Here is a 16,211-nt window from a genome sequence, read left to right as displayed (position 1 = left end):
TTATTCTCCCTGTGCATTGACCATGAGAAAGTTAATATAGTGCTGAGACTCAGGAAACAGCTGCTTCTCTTGCTCAAAATAACTAAATCCCTTTGTTTGATCACCTTGAAGTAAATGCAAATATCCAAGGTGAGCATACATTCCCGGCGCCGGACTCAATTGGTTAGCTTCAGCACGTGCTATATCAGACTCTAATTCGGCGATTTGTTCATTCAGTGCCGCCATATCGCCACGAAAAAACGCGTAGACATTGCGCTCATAAGAGCCGTAATAATATTGCGGTGTTGTACTTTGACACCCTGACAATACCAATAGCAACACCACCAAAAATATCGTTTTTTTCATAATTTACCTGAATATTAGATTGCGCTAAATGGGTTTATAAAGGCTGCCAATCGCCCTGTTCAATACCATTTACTAAGTTGTTAACCGCTTCACGAATGGCCAAATCCAATACTTTACCGTTTAACGTTGAGTCATAACTGGCAGTACCACCAAACCCTATTACTTCACGATTAGATAAACTATATTCACCAGCACCTTGTACCGAGTACACAACTTCCGAACTGTTAACATCAACAATATTCAAGTTGACTTTGGCGTACGCAACTTGCGATTTACCTTTACCCAAAATGCCGAATAATTGTTTATCACCAACTTCTTTTCTACCAAATTCAGATACATCACCAGTCACCACAAAATTAGCGCCTTTGATCTTTTGTTTTGCCCCTGAAAAGCCCGCTTCTTGAGAAATTTCACTCATATTTTCTCTATCTAGCACGACAAATCGATTACTTTGTTGCAGGTGCGTAGTAAGAATCGTTTTAGCCTGAGAGCCAAGACGATCGGCGCCAGAATTAAAAACACCGTTGAGATAAGCGGAGCGATTTTGTAACTTACCAACCGCTAACTGGCTCTTCGGGCCATTGTAAGCTTGGTTGTATGTTGCCACTTTTGGGCTCTCGAGTGTTCTTGATGCTTCCGTTGCGCAACCCGCAGTCAGTCCAATAAAAGTTAGCGCAAATACAGTCACGAGTTGTTTGTTCATTGTTTATCTCCTAATGAGGTTCAGGCCTTGTAAAAACAGCCCAGAATAATCTGTGCCTTGTTGCTAACTAATGTAATCAAACTTGATGCGCTTTGATGTTAATTTTTGTTTGTCAAAGATGTACCTCACACTACATTTGGTGAAGTCGTAACAAGGCTTACTAAGTATAGCCTTGTGCCACCTGTTTGCCTTTTGCAGCAAAACGCATTAAACCTAGCTAGGTTTATAGAAAATAGTTATTTATATACAAGGTGTTAAAGAAGAAAGAGGAGAGTGGTGCTTAGTGCCATTAGCGGCACTAAACAAAAAAGGTATGATATTGAAGCCAATTTACACTTTTCTACAAATCAACGTTGGCGCATAACCCCTTCTTGGATAGTAGAGGCCACAAGTTCACCTTGACGATTAAAAAACTGCCCTCTGACAAGACCACGGCCATTAGAAGCACTCGGACTATCCACACTATACAAAATCCACTCATCCATTCTAAATGGACGATGAAACCACATCGCATGATCAATGGTTGCAACCTGCATATTCGGCTGCATAAACGACAGCCCGTGTGGTTGCAATGCAGTTGGCAAAAATTCAAAGTCTGACGCATACGCCAATAAATAGTTGTGTATTCGACGGTCGTCGGGCATCTCACCATTGGCTTTAAACCAGACGTTCCTAACCGGTGATTGCTTTTTAGGCTGAAAAGGATTTTGGAAGTTAACTGGGCGCATATCCAAGGGCATTTCTTGCGTAAATTTGGCGCGCAACGTTTCTGGAATTAAGTCTGTATGTTCCTGATAAAAATGAAGCGATGACTTTAAACTCTCCGGCTCTGGTACATCTGGCATTAAGGACTGATGAGACAAGCCTGGCTCATCCCCTTGAAATGACGCAGTCATGTAAAAAATCGGCTTGCCATACTGAATAGCGCTAACTCTGCGTGTGCTAAAACTGCGCCCATCACGAATATTCTCAACATCATAAACAATCGGCTTACTCGCATCTCCTGGACGTAAGAAGTACGAATGGAGTGAATTAACATACCGACCTTCAGGCAAGGTATATTTCGCCGCAGACAATGCCTGTCCCATCACTTGACCACCAAATACTTGCGGAAAGCCCAGATCTTGACTCTGCCCACGGTAGATGCCTTGCTCGATCTCCTCGAGGCTAAGAAGATCCAATAGGTTTTGTAATACTTGACTCATGCTGCGCTCCGAACGTCTAGTAGAACTGGCAATAGTAGATATAATGACGTAATACCTTGACCAATCCAAATACATTGCTCAAATGAGTATAATACATCATAACTCAACCTATTGGACTAACCCATATGACTTATTGGCTGTTTAAAACGGAACCTGATGCTTTCTCAATTGATGATCTCAAAAATGCACCTGAACAGCGGACTTTTTGGGAAGGGATCCGCAACTATCAGGCTCGTAATTTTTTGCGTGATGAAGTGAAGGTAGGCGATTTGGTGTTTATTTATCATTCCAGTTGCAAAGTACCCGCGGTAGTTGGTATAGCCCGAGTGATAAAGGCAGCAACTCCAGATCCTCATCAGTTTGATCTCAACAGTGACTACTACGACCCAAAGTCCTCTACAGATAACCCGCGCTGGGTCGGGGTCACTTTAGCTTATGAGAGGCATTTGCGCCCTGTCACACTTCAAGCCATCAAGGCAAATCCAGCATTAACGGAAATTGCGCTAAAAAAAGCAGGTCGGCTATCTGTCATGCCAGTTGTGGATGCTGAATGGCACGCCATATTAGCCATGTCAGGAGCGAGCTAACGCTTGCTCCTATTTTTATTCCACCCATGTTTAGGGACAATACTGATATAAAGCAGCAAGGCGACCCATGAAAACAATAATATTCCGATTAGCCACCCATTTTTCTCATGACCTTTCGTGCGTTTACTTCCTGCAACCAAAGTGACAGGAAGCAAATAAGCACACACAGCACCGAAGATTAACAGCGGGGTTTCGAACATAACCCTGGCCAATTCACCTCTGATGCCAATACACGCTGTGGCGCGATATAATGTAAAATATCACCTCCACTAATGCGGTAATCCAAAGGCGGATTAAGGTCCATATTTAAGCCATTGAGATCATGCGCAACGCCCAATAAGGTCGCGTCATGATGCTGCTTGAAGTAACCAAAAATATCCTCAAAGGTTAAGCTGCCGACCTCAACGGGAATGGTCAAGCTAAATTGTGTGTCACCATGTAGTGTTGATAATAACTCTTCCTGTACTCTACTTGACCCAGGGTCTTGCATGGCACGCACCAAAATTTCAGCAGACATCGACGCTGAACATTCAACGTTGGAACAATGCTCTCTTAATAACAGTGCCTTACTATCGTCTAAAAAGTGGGCTGTGATATGTGCTTCTGGTTTTACAACTCGGCTCAGTTTTAAAGCAGTGGTAAAAGTTTGATTATCGTCGTCACCGTCAATAATGACTTTGTCGGCACGCTCAATATTAATACGGGTTAATTGCTCGTCATCAGTAAAACTTGTTAATCTGGCAAAAGCGACATCTGGATAACTTAATAATGGATGTTCCATCATGTCAGTAACTGCCAGTACTATCTTTCTTTCTTCCCGCTTGTTATCACCTAAAATGTAATCCACCATCTTTTTTGTCCTGACATCATGCCAACCAAAAATTACAATATGATTTTGCAAGTGTGCGAAATCTTTTTCCCCTGTCATGCCTCTTCTCACCCAAAACGTCACAAACTGTCCAGCTTTCCCTAACAACACACCAAATAGCGCTAGGCCAAATGGGATCTGTATTGTAGCCACAACCAAACGCCCAAAGTCTGTTGTTGCACTAAAGTCGCCATACCCAACCGTCGAGGTCGTCACGACGTAATAATAAAAAAATGTACTTAGTGGCAATAACGCCGTTTCATTACTGAGCCATAATAGCCCCCATGTCACCGACATGTGAATAAGCGTTGCCATAAACAGCAGCTGCCAACTTGCTTTATCGACATGAGCTCGCATCAAAACAACTAAGCGCTTAAAAAATATAGGCATATTACTTCCCTATCATATACATACTGCTACCATACTGTAGATTTTACCCAAAAAACAACACGACATATCGACTTCTTTGATATAGTCTTAGAAAAGGTTACAAGAAGTAATGAGGGGTTAACATGGCTGGTGTATTGGCCTCAGTGGATCAACGCACGCAACTGGTGGGTGAAAATCGCCTTGAACTACTATTGTTTCATCTTCATAGTCGCCACTTTTTTGCGCTAAACGTCTTTAAAGTAAAAGAAGTCGTTAAACTCCCTCATCTAAATAAGATACCTAATGCCCATCCTAAAGTATGTGGTGTAACCAATATCCGTGGAGAGTCGATCCCGGTTATTGATCTGCGCCAAGCTATCTGCATGCCGTCATGCGAGCGAGATAAAGACTGCAACCTAGTCATCACCGAATACAACCGCTCTGTTCAGGCCTTTTTAGTTGGAAAAGTCGACCAGATAATTAACACCACTTGGTCAGACATTATGCCAACCCCCAAGTCCGTTGGTCGTAACCACTACCTTACTGCATTGACTAAAATACAACGCAGTGGTGTAGAGCATATTGTTGAAATCATTGATGTAGAGAAGGTGTTAGCTGAAATTGTTGAGTACACCGTCGAGATCCCACAAGGTATTCTTGATAAAGCCATTATCAATGAATTTCATGGTCGCAAGATTTTACATGCGGATGACTCTCCTACTGCACGCAGACAAGTGGCCGATACACTAGCGCAGCTGGGAATCGAGATAATCCCAGCGACTGATGGCCAAGAGGCGCTGAATGTACTAAAACACTGGGCCGATGAAGGCATTGATGTACAAAAAGAACTCTTAGCAGTTATCACCGATGCCGAGATGCCCGTTATGGACGGGTATCGCCTGACTTATGAGATCCGTAACGATAGTCGTCTAAAGGATCTTTACGTCATCCTTAATACCTCACTGAGCGGCAGTTTCAATAATGCTATGGTCGAAAAAGTTGGATGTAATGCCTTCTTGTCAAAATTTCAGCCCGACTTGTTAGTGACCGAAGTGCAGAGCCGCCTGAAAGACGTGTTAGAAAACAAATAAACACTGTATAAAAAAACAGTTTTATTTTTCTTATAAATCATAGCGTTGCTTTTCTAAGCCTTGCTTTACTTAGCGAGATGCTGGGATTTAACCCAGTGACTCGGTATACTTGCCATCATTTGAGCAAATAGGCAAAGCAATGGACGTATCAGAACTACTCGACGGCCTTAACGACAAACAGCGCGATGCAGTCGCAGCTCCTCTGCAAAACATGTTAGTGCTCGCGGGCGCGGGGTCAGGTAAAACACGAGTACTTGTTCACCGCATTGCTTGGCTTATGCAAGTTGAACATGCCTCGCCGTTTAGTATTTTCGCGGTAACTTTTACCAACAAGGCTGCCAAAGAAATGCGTGCGCGCGTCGAGGCAACGATAAGTGCTCCTGTTGGTGGTATGTGGATTGGTACCTTCCACGGCCTTGCTCACCGAATGTTACGCGCCCATCATCGTGAAGCAAAACTGCCTGAGTCGTTTCAAATCTTAGACAGCGATGATCAACAGCGGATGATCCGCCGCTTGCTCAAAGCTATGAATATCGATGAGAAAAAATGGCCACCTAAACAGTTAAGCTGGTATATCAGTGCTCGAAAAGATGAAGGGCTAAGGCCAAAAGATATTCAAGCATATGATGTCAATGAACAACTGATGTTAAAAGTTTACAGCGCTTATCAAGATGCTTGCGACAGAGCCGGCTTGGTTGATTTTGCTGAGATCTTACTCCGCTGTTATGAACTGTTACAGCAACAACCGACTTTATTGCGTCATTATCAACAGCGATTTCGCCACATGCTGGTAGACGAATTCCAAGATACCAACAGTATTCAATACTTATGGTTACGCCTGCTTGCTGGAAGCGAAAACAACATCATGATCGTAGGCGATGATGACCAAAGTATATATGGTTGGCGCGGTGCAAAAGTTGAAAACATCAAACGATTCCTAGATGACTTTAACGCACAGACCATTCGCCTTGAGCAAAATTACCGCTCTACCGCGACGATTCTAAAAGCATCAAATGCGCTAATTGAAAATAATGCAGAGCGTATGGGAAAAAGCCTATGGACGGACGGTAATCAAGGTGAGCCCATTTCAATTTACGCGGCTTTCAATGAGCTTGATGAAGCAAGATTTGTTGTGGGTAAAATCAAGTTATGGCTGCAAGCTGGTAATGCGCTGAGCGACAGCGCGGTGCTGTATAGAAATAACGCACAATCACGGGTATTAGAAGAAGCACTACTGCAAGAAGGACTAAAGTACCGGATCTACGGTGGTATGCGCTTTTTCGAACGCCAAGAAATAAAAGATGCGCTTTCTTACTTACGCATTATCAGTAACCGTAACGATGATGCCGCCTTTGAGCGCGTTATTAATACTCCAGCACGGGGGATTGGTGATAAAACCCTAAGTCATATTCGCGACTGTGCACGTCATGAATCCTTGTCACTTTGGGATGCAGCAAAAGCAGTGCTGGCGCAAAAACATTTGGCAGGGCGAGCCGCCACCGCAGTCACTAAGTTTATCGACTTAATTGAACAACTAGACGACAAAATCACTGAACTGGAACTTGCGCAGCAAGCACAGACAGCGATTGAACAGTCAGGTTTGATGGCCATGTATCAAGCAGAAAAAGGCGAAAAAGGCCGCGCACGAGTGGAAAACTTGGAAGAACTCATCAGCGCCTGTGGTCAGTATGAACTGCCTATTGATGAAGACTTCACTTCACCGCTACAGGGCTTCTTAGCCTATACCTCATTAGAAGCTGGTGAAGGCCAAGCAGACGAGCACGAAGATGCTGTGCAAATGATGACGCTGCACTCAGCTAAAGGTCTAGAATTCCCCTTAGTATTTATGGTTGGTGTGGAGGAAGGCATGTTTCCATCACAGCAAAGTAATGAAGAGTCCGGTCGACTAGAAGAAGAGCGCCGCCTCTGCTACGTTGGTATGACACGCGCCATGGATAAGCTTTACATTAGCCATGCAGAAAGTCGGCGTTTATATGGTCAAGAAAAGCACCACAGCCCATCACGTTTCCTCCGAGAAATCCCTGAAGACTGTATGGAAGAGATCCGAATTAAAACGCAAATCTCTCGCCCTGCAAATACGGGGAGATTCAGCCCTTCAATCAGCCATGCAACTTTTGAAGAAAGTGGCTTCAACCTTGGACAACGTGTACTACATGCGAAGTTTGGTGCAGGCACCGTATTGAATTACGAAGGCGCAGGAGCGCAATCACGTATTCAAGTCAATTTTGATGACGTGGGTAGCAAGTGGTTAGTGACAGCCTATGCTAGATTACAAGCACTCTAACCTCCCAACCTTACTCAAACAGCTTGCTGATGCCCGCCATCGGCAGCTGTTGCTCGTCACTGGTCGCCAAGCTTGGTGTTATCAACAATCTGAACAGCTGCTTACGCAATCAAGTGACTGTTTGGTGCTCAGTAATAACCAATTACTTAGCCAAGCAATATGGCCGGATCACTTACATCAAATACTTGGACAAGAGTTTGACCACCTAATTTACGATGGCTTTAGTGGGATTCTCCCCAACAAAATCGCAGCAGCTGCCGGTACCGTAAAAGCGGGCGGTTTGTTTGTGCTACTACTTCCTGAGTTGAGCGAGCTGGAGCACTGGATAGACTCAGCAATTCAGCGCTGGAGTTCAGAGGGGTATACGCCAACACACAGCTACTTTTTAAACCGATGGCGGCAACTATGGCAGCGCCAACCAGCTTGGCAAATTAGCGAAAAACACGAAAGCTCACTGCCCAAAAATTACCACCCATCGGGCCCGACGACGTGCGGTATCGAAGCGCAGCAACACGTATTATCCCGCATCACTAGTGCACTAATAAATAACCATACTCCTATCTTGCTCAGTGCCGATCGCGGACGCGGTAAGAGTGCGCTTTTAGGGTTGCTAGCAGCAAAGCTGCCTGAACAACCATTTGTTATTTGCAGCCGTCATTTCCATGCTTTGCACAGTTGTTTTGCGATGCGTGCGAATACACTCAATCAGCCCGTCAAGCACAATAGCAAAACACTCGCCAATCTAAGTTATCTAGCACCAGATGCGTTACTACAGCAAGCGCCATCTCTGGATAGCAATACGATTTTGTTAATAGACGAAGCAGCCACACTGCCAGTGCATTTTTTAATTCAAGTTGCGCAGCTTGGCTTTCGTTGTGTATTTTCGAGTACCTTAGTAGGTTATGAAGGAAATGGCCGCGGTTATACCTTAAGGTTTAAACGCCACCTTGCCACCCACTACCCAAAACATCTTGATTTCACTCTAACATCACCTATTCGTTATGCGTCCAATGATCCATTAGAGCAACAAATTCGGCGGTTATTCGCATTAGAGTGTAAAATCAAACCGCCCTCCTCCTCTTATCAGTACTCAATGCGCGCAATTACACAAGCCGAATTGGCTACGAATAACACATTGCTTGAACAGGTGTTTTCTTTGTTAGTATTGGCGCATTATCAAACCAGTGTTGATGATTTGAGACAACTGTTAGATGCACCAGATCTGTACCTGTACGGCGCTTTTTGCGATGATCAGTTGGTAGCAATTTGTCTCGCGGTATTAGAAGGCGGAATGCCTGACCCATTGGCGCAGGATATTATCAATGGTAAGCGCAGGCCAGCTGGGCACCTGATGTCACAACAGCTCGCCACCACCTACGGCGATCGCCACTTTGTTAGCGCTCATCATGCTCGCATTATCCGTATTGCAGTACACCCAGATATGCAGCGTCGCGGGATTGGCAGCCAACTATTAAGCGCTGTTGAGAACTCGTTGCCTAGGCATATCAGCGCAGTTGGTACCAGTTTTGGCCTCACCACCGAGTTGCTGACATTTTGGCATCAGCAAGGATACCAACCTTTAAAAATCGGTTTTAAACAAGATAAAGCCAGCGGTGAATATGCCTTGATTGCTCTAAAGCCCAGAAAAGAGCCAATATCGGCTTCTTATCAAGCATTATTTAGGCAAGGGTTTGTCTACCAGTTACGTACGACTTATCAACACCTTGATACTAGTACCGTCACAGCGGTCTTGGCGACACTACAATCACAGCAAGTAAGTAGTGAGCAACTGAGCTACCTGCACTTTCTTTCACAAAGTACACCTAATGAACAACAAATATGCCCCTTTTTATGGCAACTTGTCACACTACAACCAATATTAGTTAAAAGCTTAACTAATATTTCCTCAGAATTAATTATTCGGCTAGTATTACAGCAGCATGCAACCCAAGTCGTACAGCAAATGCTAGGACTTTCTGGTAAAAAAGCATTAGTTATTAAATTAAGAGAGGCCTTACAGCAAGTATATGAATATTTCCGGCATTAAACTGCTGCTGTTGGCAGTCCTGATTCTGAGCTCGAGCCTTCCGTTATCTGCCAAACAAGCGGTCAAAATGGGAATGTCGACGGCACTTTCAGGACCAGCACAGGAGATTGGTCAGCAGTTAAAAGCCGGTGCAGAGTTACACTTGGATCACTATAATCAGCATAAACCGGCTGACGCGTTGCCTGTGACGCTCGAAGCCTTAGACGATGGTTATGAACCGCATAAAACCGTCATCAATGCACGCAAGCTTATTTATGAGCACAAAGTAGATGCGTTATTTGGAGTAATGGGCACCCCCACCTCTTATGCAATTAAGCCCATACTAGAGCACTCCCACATCCCTTTATTGATGCCGTACACAGGCGCTGAGTTTTTACAAAACCCTATTACCTTCGATGTGTTCAACCTACGCGCCAGCTACAATAAAGAAACCCAAGATATCATTCACTACTTTGTAGATGAGCTAAAATTCAAACGTATTGCTTTACTTATTCAAGCAGATGAATTTGGCTTAACGGTTGAAAAAGGCCTGACCAAAGCCTTGTCAGAACATGGCATGCGGCCTGTTGTTATTACACGCTTTAGGCGTAATAGTGACGATATAGATAAAGCACTGAAACGAGCTAAGCGCCATAAAATAGAGGCGTTTGCCATGGTTGGTACCTATCAGCCTTTAGCCAAGTTTATTAATCAAGCAAAATTTTCAGGGTTAGAAGCACACTATGCAACGGTTTCTTTTGCTTCTTCTAACGAGCTATTTGCCCGCCTCAAAGGACAGCCTAAGGTACTCGTCACCGAAGTTGTCCCTGATCCTGTGATTTGCAAAGCACAACTGTGTGATCACTTCCGACAGACCATCAATCAAACTAACCTGCCCTTAAATGAACAGGTGTTTGAAGGGTTTCTCAACGCCTATTTACTCACCAGCGCTATTCAAGCTTGTCAGTTGCCGCTGCAAAGTACCTGCCTACTGAATGCGTTACAAGATCAGTTAGAAAATAACCAACTTATTCGTGATGTATTTATGTTGCAACCTGGACAAAAGAAATTGCCAGTTTACCGCTCATTTTTCTAATAATGTTCTATCCTTAGGAGAGATTGACTATAGGCGAGGCTGACATGGATTTAATTAACTTTCGGGTCGGAAAAAAAACAATATCACTGCAAATCCTCGATATTTTATTAACTGAGCGTTACAAAGAAAACTTAACAGACTTACCTAACGACAACCCGAGCTTTCTTGGTGTTAAAGATTATATGGGAATACCCACTCCCATATTCGACTTAGGGATCATCCTCAACAAACGTTCTTCTTATGATACTAACCAAGAACTTGTAGACATGCTTAAAAAGCGAGAAGAAGACCATAAAGAATGGCTACACGCTCTAGAAGCAAGTATTTTTAATGATGCCCCTTTTTTAAAAGCGAAAGATCCAAAACAGTGCGCTTTTGGACAATGGTTTTATAGTTTTAAAACTGACAATGATGATCTCAAAGCGTTACTAAAACGCTTTGAGATCCCACATGAACAGTTACATGCGTTAGCCGATAAACTCCTCACCCTTTGTGCCAAAGGCAACAAGCAAGAAGCATTAGACATGTTAGCGCGAGAGAAAAGAACGACATTCAATAAACTCATGCGACTCTTTGAGTCTGCCCGCGACCAAATTATGCTAGATCATAAGCCTATTATTGTATTCACGACCCAGGATGGCCAAAGCCCCCATATTGGCTTGCTTGTCGACAAAGTCGAAGATAACGTGCACTGTGAAGAAAGCGATATCAAGTCACTTCATGAAATGACCAGTATTGGCTTCGAGATCGATGCACAAACGAAGAAATTAATGAAAGGATTAGTAAAAATGGGTGAACGCCACAGCGTGTTGATTGACCCTAGTGCTATTTTCCGACCAGAACATTTACAACATTATGAGCCAGAAGAAACCGAAGAGTACGGTTTGTTTTAACACTATACAGTTACACACAAAAACGCCGCTATTCGCGGCGTTTTGTACTTTATAATCTGAGCTCAGATTAGTGATTACTTAGCTTGGCGGCTAGCGCGTTTACGCTCGCTTTCAGTCAGTAATTTCTTACGAATACGGATGCTTTCAGGCGTTACTTCTACTAGCTCATCATCATCAATGAACTCAAGCGCTTGTTCTAGCGACATCACGATAGGTGGCACAAGGTTTTGTGCTTCGTCAGTACCTGCTGCACGTACGTTAGTTAACTGCTTACCTTTAAGTGCATTTACCGTTAGGTCGTTGTCACGGCTATGAATACCGATGATCATACCTTCGTAAACCTCAACACCGTGACCGATAAATAGACGACCACGTTCTTGTAGGTTAAATAGTGCGTTTGTTAGCGCTTTACCTGGTGCATTCGCGATTAGTACACCATTCTTGCGCTGACCAATGTTACCGCCTTTGTGTGGACCGTAATGCGAGAACGTGTGGTACATCAAACCAGAACCAGACGTTAACGTCATAAATTCTGTTTGGAAACCAATTAGACCACGTGCAGGCATCATGAAGTCCATACGCACACGACCTTTGCCATCTGGAGACATGTCAGTCATTTCTGCTTTACGAAGACCAAGCTGCTCCATGATAGAACCTTGGTGCTCTTCTTGACAGTCAATGGTTACTGTTTCGTACGGCTCTTCTAGCTGACCATCAACTTCACGTAGGATTACTTCTGGACGAGATACTGCAATCTCGTAGCCTTCACGACGCATATTCTCAATAAGAATACCCAAGTGAAGTTCACCACGACCAGATACACGGAAGCTATCTGGGTTATCGGTTTCTTCAACACGTAGTGCAACGTTGTGCACAAGCTCAGCTTCTAGACGCTCAAGGATATTACGCGAGGTGACGTATTTACCTTCTTGGCCTGAGAATGGAGACGTGTTTACAGAGAAAGTCATTGTTACTGTTGGTTCATCAACAGATAACGGAGGCAATGCTTCAACATTGTTCTGGCAACAGATAGTGTCAGAAATTTTCAGTTCGCCAAGACCTGTGATTGCGATGATATCACCTGCAGTTGCTTGCTCAACCTCATGACGGTCAAGACCTAAGTAACCAAGTACTTGACCTACTTTACCGTTACGTGTTTTACCATCAGCACCGACGATAGTCACCTGTTGGTTAGGCTTAACTGAACCACGCTTGATGCGGCCAACACCGATAACACCTACGTATGAGTTGTAATCAAGCTGAGAAATTTGCATCTGGAACGGACCTTCAGGATCCGCGTTAGGCGCTTCAACTTCATCTACGATAGCTTGGAACATTGGTTCCATGTTGTCAGACGGCTCATCTAGATCAAGTGTTGCCCAGCCGTTGATTGCTGATGCGTAAATCACTTTAAAGTCTAGCTGTTCGTCAGTTGCACCTAAGTTGTCGAATAGGTCAAAAACTTGGTCCATTACCCAATCAGGACGAGCGCCCGGCTTGTCAATTTTGTTGATTACAACAATAGGCTTAAGACCCTGAGCAAACGCCTTTTGTGTTACGAAACGCGTTTGTGGCATCGGACCTTCTTGTGCATCAACTAGTAGTAATACTGAGTCAGCCATCGAAAGAACACGTTCTACTTCACCACCGAAGTCGGCGTGTCCCGGAGTATCTACGATATTGATACGGTAGTCGTTCCACTTGATTGCGGTATTTTTTGCAAGGATGGTGATACCACGTTCTCTTTCAAGATCGTTTGAGTCCATCACTCGCTCTTCATTACCACCGCGCTGCTGTAGTGTACCTGATTGCTCAAGTAGCTTGTCTACAAGCGTTGTTTTACCGTGGTCTACGTGCGCGATAATCGCGATATTTCTTAACTTTTCGATGCTCATATTATTACTCAGTGAAGTTGGCCCTCAGTGATCCTAGTCGATCTACGCAAAAATGCGCGTTGAGATTGCCCGATTGAGAATTAAAGGTCGCGTATTATCTACTATTAATGTGACAGATGAAAGTTTATCCAACATTTTTTTCAATAATCTAGCATGAATTTCTCTGGTAAAGGGGGCAGTAAAACGCGACTAGGTCGAGTCCGATTACAATACTTTGCTCGTCCGATTCTGGACTTAGCCCTTGCAAAAATACAATAAAGCCTATTAATATCATGACAATAGCGTTTGGCACATACGTTGCTAAAGTACCAATCAAGGTGAAATATTAATAATAAACCATCGTGACACCTCACTGTACTTGGAGCAAATATGGTAACACATTCAATAAACATGGCTTGGCAACGGCTCAAACGTCATATCAGTTATACAGTCACTATTATTCTGACACTTGGGCTCGCACTAGGTGCTTTGGTGTCGACATACAACCTCAATTATCAATTACTCGCAGCACCACTCCCTTATCCAGATGCGGAGCGGTTGATGTTGTTACGCGGCGCGCTAGTCGATGACAATAATGAAATAAAACAAAGCAACTTTATTCCGCACGCTGGAAGCTTAACGTCTTATGAGAAACAACCCCAATTCCCCGAGATTGAAAGCATAGCACTACAAAACATTAGTATTGATGTGGAGCAAAGCTTACCAAGTAGTCCTACATTTAATATCGGTGCCATCACCCCTGAGTACATGCAGTTACTTGATGCACCGATGGCACTCGGTCGCTACTTTTCCAGCGATGAAGGTCTAGGTAGTCAGCAGCCGGTTGCAATGATTTCATATTCTGTGTGGCAACAATATTTCGCTGGTAACCCTGATGTTTTAGAAAAAACGGTGGTTTTTAAAGGCGTCAGTTTCAGAATTATTGGTGTAACGGCCTCACAATTTGACGAACCAGTGCTTTCAACACCAAATTGGCATACTGATGTTTGGCTAACCTATGACTACAACGATTCACCGGCTCCTCAGTGGCAACGTAACAACATTCAAACCTACCAGATCCTAAAATTACATAAGTCAGCAGACTCTCAAACAGCACAGCTGTCTCTGGAAAACTGGTTTAATGAGCAGCTACATCAGCAAACCAGAGGTATGCAAGATTTCGCAAATAGTAGAGTCAAACTGGAATTGATCCCGTTCAAAACTCGTATTGTTGGCGATGCCTCACAGGTCAGCTTGATGATGTTACTTGGCAGCATTGTATTGTTGTTAATTGCACTAAGTAATATCTGTAACTTAGTACTATCGCGAGCTGTAGAGCAACAAAGAAACTTTGCTGTTCAAGCTGCTTTAGGTGCAAGACCAAGCCATTTGTTTCATCACATAGTAACAGAGTTAGGGCTCTTGTTTACCTGCGCGGCCGCGATTTCCCTTGTAGTCGCAACCGCTATTATCTGGTTACTAAAATCTGGCATGGCGGGGCCTCTTGCGCGTTTGCAAACACTACAACTTGAACTGCATACCGTGGTATTTGCTTTAATGACGAGTGCCGCCTTGTGTTTGATGCTCGCTTGGATTGTCAGCCGTCAGCTTAATTATCAGAACATTATTCGCCAATTACAAAGCAGTGGTAAAGGGACTGGTGTACAAATCTCTGCTACCACCCGTAACTTACTCATCTCTTTTCAACTGCTTATTTGCCTCTCTTTGCTTACCGTTTGCCTTGGTGTATTTCAAACAAGCTGGCAGCATTTACAGCGTGAAACGGGCATAAAAGAACAAAATACCTACCAAGTGGCACTGAATCTTGGCACATTACTGCAACAAATGACGCTTGAGGAACGCCGGCAGCTATTACTCTCAGCATTAGACTCCCTGCGGGCATTACCACAAGTCGAGCATGCAGGGATCGGCGGCTACCCTCCCATTTCTTATTGGGTTCCTGGCTTTTCTAGTCGTCAGATGCAATTTGAGCCAGGGATCAAGAAAAACTCATTTGAATTTCAAAGCACGGCTGGTACGGCATCTTACTTTAACGCTTTCGGAACCAAGCTCATTGATGGTAGAGCCTTCACGATGGAAGAAGCCATTAACAACGAGTCCGTCGTTATTATCAATCAGTATCTGGCAAGGCAGCTTAGAGAAAGAGGACAAGTGCTCGGTGCCAAATTATATTCACGTAACAGTCAAAACAGTGTTGAAGTTATTGGCGTAGTCGATGATATTTATCTACCTAATCAGCCAAATATTGCTAGAATTTTTATTCCCGCAATACCAACTGGCTACCCTTTTATCATGATTGAAACTAAGGCCAATGCAGGTATCAGCAAAGCAGAAATAAACCAGCTTTTGGTCGATATTCACCCACAGATGCGAGTCTATAATTTTCAGTCGACAACAACACTACTTGCAACACATTTACAGCGAGATCGTGTCGCCAGCATCTTTACATTGGTATTGTCTGTCATTGCCTTAGTCCTAGCTGCAATCGGGATCTATGGTGTCTGCAAATATAACATTGCATTACGCCGTTTCGAGCTGGGGGTGAGAATGTCCATAGGCGCAACACCGATAACCGTATTGATTCTAATATTAAAGGATAACTTGCGACCCCTACTTATCGCGGTTTGTGCATCTGCATGTATTTTATTGAGTATTTCAGCACTTCAGGATACGCTTGTACCTAATACAGCCAGTAGTATTGTGCACTGGCTAGTATCGTTGGCGGCTGTGATAACTTTAGTTACTGGTGTGACCCTAGCCTCTGCCAGAGACATTATTGCCCGCCCAGCACTGCACGCACTGCGCGGAGAATAATAACATTTTTTACC

At 43.9% G+C, this 16,211-nt stretch carries 13 protein-coding genes; 7 read left to right on the top strand and 6 right to left on the bottom strand.

The window, feature by feature from the left end; all coding sequences use genetic code 11:
- The 3 genes from F9Y84_RS13410 to tesB form a co-directional block, all read right to left on the bottom strand.
- Window positions 1–345, bottom strand: coding sequence for a DUF4810 domain-containing protein (locus F9Y84_RS13410; protein ID WP_147390096.1), 345 nt, complete (start codon window positions 343–345; stop codon window positions 1–3).
- Window positions 346–379: 34 nt separating this feature from the next.
- Window positions 380–1,048 (bottom strand): CsgG/HfaB family protein, encoded by a 669-nt coding sequence (locus F9Y84_RS13405; protein WP_125251367.1) that lies wholly within the window; start codon window positions 1,046–1,048, stop codon window positions 380–382.
- A gap of 347 nt (window positions 1,049–1,395) precedes the next feature.
- Window positions 1,396–2,253: an acyl-CoA thioesterase II gene (gene tesB, locus F9Y84_RS13400; protein WP_128731758.1), complete on the bottom strand. Its 858-nt coding sequence runs from the start codon at window positions 2,251–2,253 to the stop codon at window positions 1,396–1,398.
- A gap of 125 nt (window positions 2,254–2,378) precedes the next feature.
- Between tesB and F9Y84_RS13395 the strand changes: the two genes are divergently transcribed.
- The gene (locus F9Y84_RS13395; protein ID WP_147390095.1) at window positions 2,379–2,840 is read left to right on the top strand and encodes an EVE domain-containing protein; all 462 of its coding nucleotides are present in this window, start codon (window positions 2,379–2,381) and stop codon (window positions 2,838–2,840) included.
- Here F9Y84_RS13395 and F9Y84_RS22210 read toward each other — a convergent pair.
- Together F9Y84_RS22210 and F9Y84_RS13385 are read right to left on the bottom strand one after the other, a co-directional pair.
- A complete protein-coding gene (locus F9Y84_RS22210) occupies window positions 2,837–3,040 on the bottom strand; it encodes a hypothetical protein (RefSeq protein WP_225740790.1) in 204 nt (67 codons plus the stop codon). The two genes, F9Y84_RS13395 and F9Y84_RS22210, sit on opposite strands and share 4 nt — an antisense overlap.
- A complete protein-coding gene (locus F9Y84_RS13385) occupies window positions 3,019–4,098 on the bottom strand; it encodes a potassium channel family protein (RefSeq protein WP_128731756.1) in 1,080 nt (359 codons plus the stop codon). Before F9Y84_RS13385 ends, F9Y84_RS22210 begins: the two co-directional genes overlap by 22 nt.
- Before the next feature lie 122 nt (window positions 4,099–4,220).
- On the opposite strand from F9Y84_RS13385, the gene F9Y84_RS13380 reads away from it, so the two are divergent.
- The 5 genes from F9Y84_RS13380 (at window position 4,221) to F9Y84_RS13360 (ending at window position 11,488) form a co-directional block, all read left to right on the top strand.
- On the top strand, window positions 4,221–5,168 hold the full coding sequence (locus F9Y84_RS13380) for a chemotaxis protein CheV (protein WP_128731755.1): 948 nt from the start codon (window positions 4,221–4,223) through the stop codon (window positions 5,166–5,168).
- 139 nt (window positions 5,169–5,307) lie between these two features.
- Window positions 5,308–7,473: a DNA helicase II gene (gene uvrD / locus F9Y84_RS13375; RefSeq protein ID WP_147390094.1), complete on the top strand. Its 2,166-nt coding sequence runs from the start codon at window positions 5,308–5,310 to the stop codon at window positions 7,471–7,473.
- Window positions 7,451–9,520: a GNAT family N-acetyltransferase gene (locus tag F9Y84_RS13370; RefSeq protein WP_147390093.1), complete on the top strand. Its 2,070-nt coding sequence runs from the start codon at window positions 7,451–7,453 to the stop codon at window positions 9,518–9,520. Before uvrD ends, F9Y84_RS13370 begins: the two co-directional genes overlap by 23 nt.
- Entirely contained in the window at window positions 9,501–10,595 is a 1,095-nt protein-coding gene (locus F9Y84_RS13365) for an ABC transporter substrate-binding protein (RefSeq protein WP_147390092.1), read from the top strand. Before F9Y84_RS13370 ends, F9Y84_RS13365 begins: the two co-directional genes overlap by 20 nt.
- A 44-nt stretch (window positions 10,596–10,639) precedes the next feature.
- Window positions 10,640–11,488: a CZB domain-containing protein gene (locus tag F9Y84_RS13360; RefSeq protein WP_147390091.1), complete on the top strand. Its 849-nt coding sequence runs from the start codon at window positions 10,640–10,642 to the stop codon at window positions 11,486–11,488.
- A 74-nt stretch (window positions 11,489–11,562) separates the two neighbouring features.
- Here F9Y84_RS13360 and typA read toward each other — a convergent pair whose 3' ends face one another.
- Window positions 11,563–13,383 (bottom strand): translational GTPase TypA, encoded by a 1,821-nt coding sequence (gene typA, locus F9Y84_RS13355; protein WP_125251358.1) that lies wholly within the window; start codon window positions 13,381–13,383, stop codon window positions 11,563–11,565.
- A gap of 369 nt (window positions 13,384–13,752) precedes the next feature.
- Between typA and F9Y84_RS13350 the strand changes: the two genes are divergently transcribed.
- Complete coding sequence (locus tag F9Y84_RS13350; RefSeq protein WP_147390090.1) at window positions 13,753–16,197, top strand: ABC transporter permease; 2,445 nt, start codon at window positions 13,753–13,755, stop codon at window positions 16,195–16,197.
- The last annotated feature ends 14 nt before the right edge of the window (window positions 16,198–16,211 follow it).

It is taken from the genome of Pseudoalteromonas peptidolytica, from assembly GCF_012641745.1.
Lineage (GTDB): Bacteria > Pseudomonadota > Gammaproteobacteria > Enterobacterales > Alteromonadaceae > Pseudoalteromonas > Pseudoalteromonas peptidolytica.
This window is presented reverse-complemented; position numbering and strand designations above follow the sequence as displayed.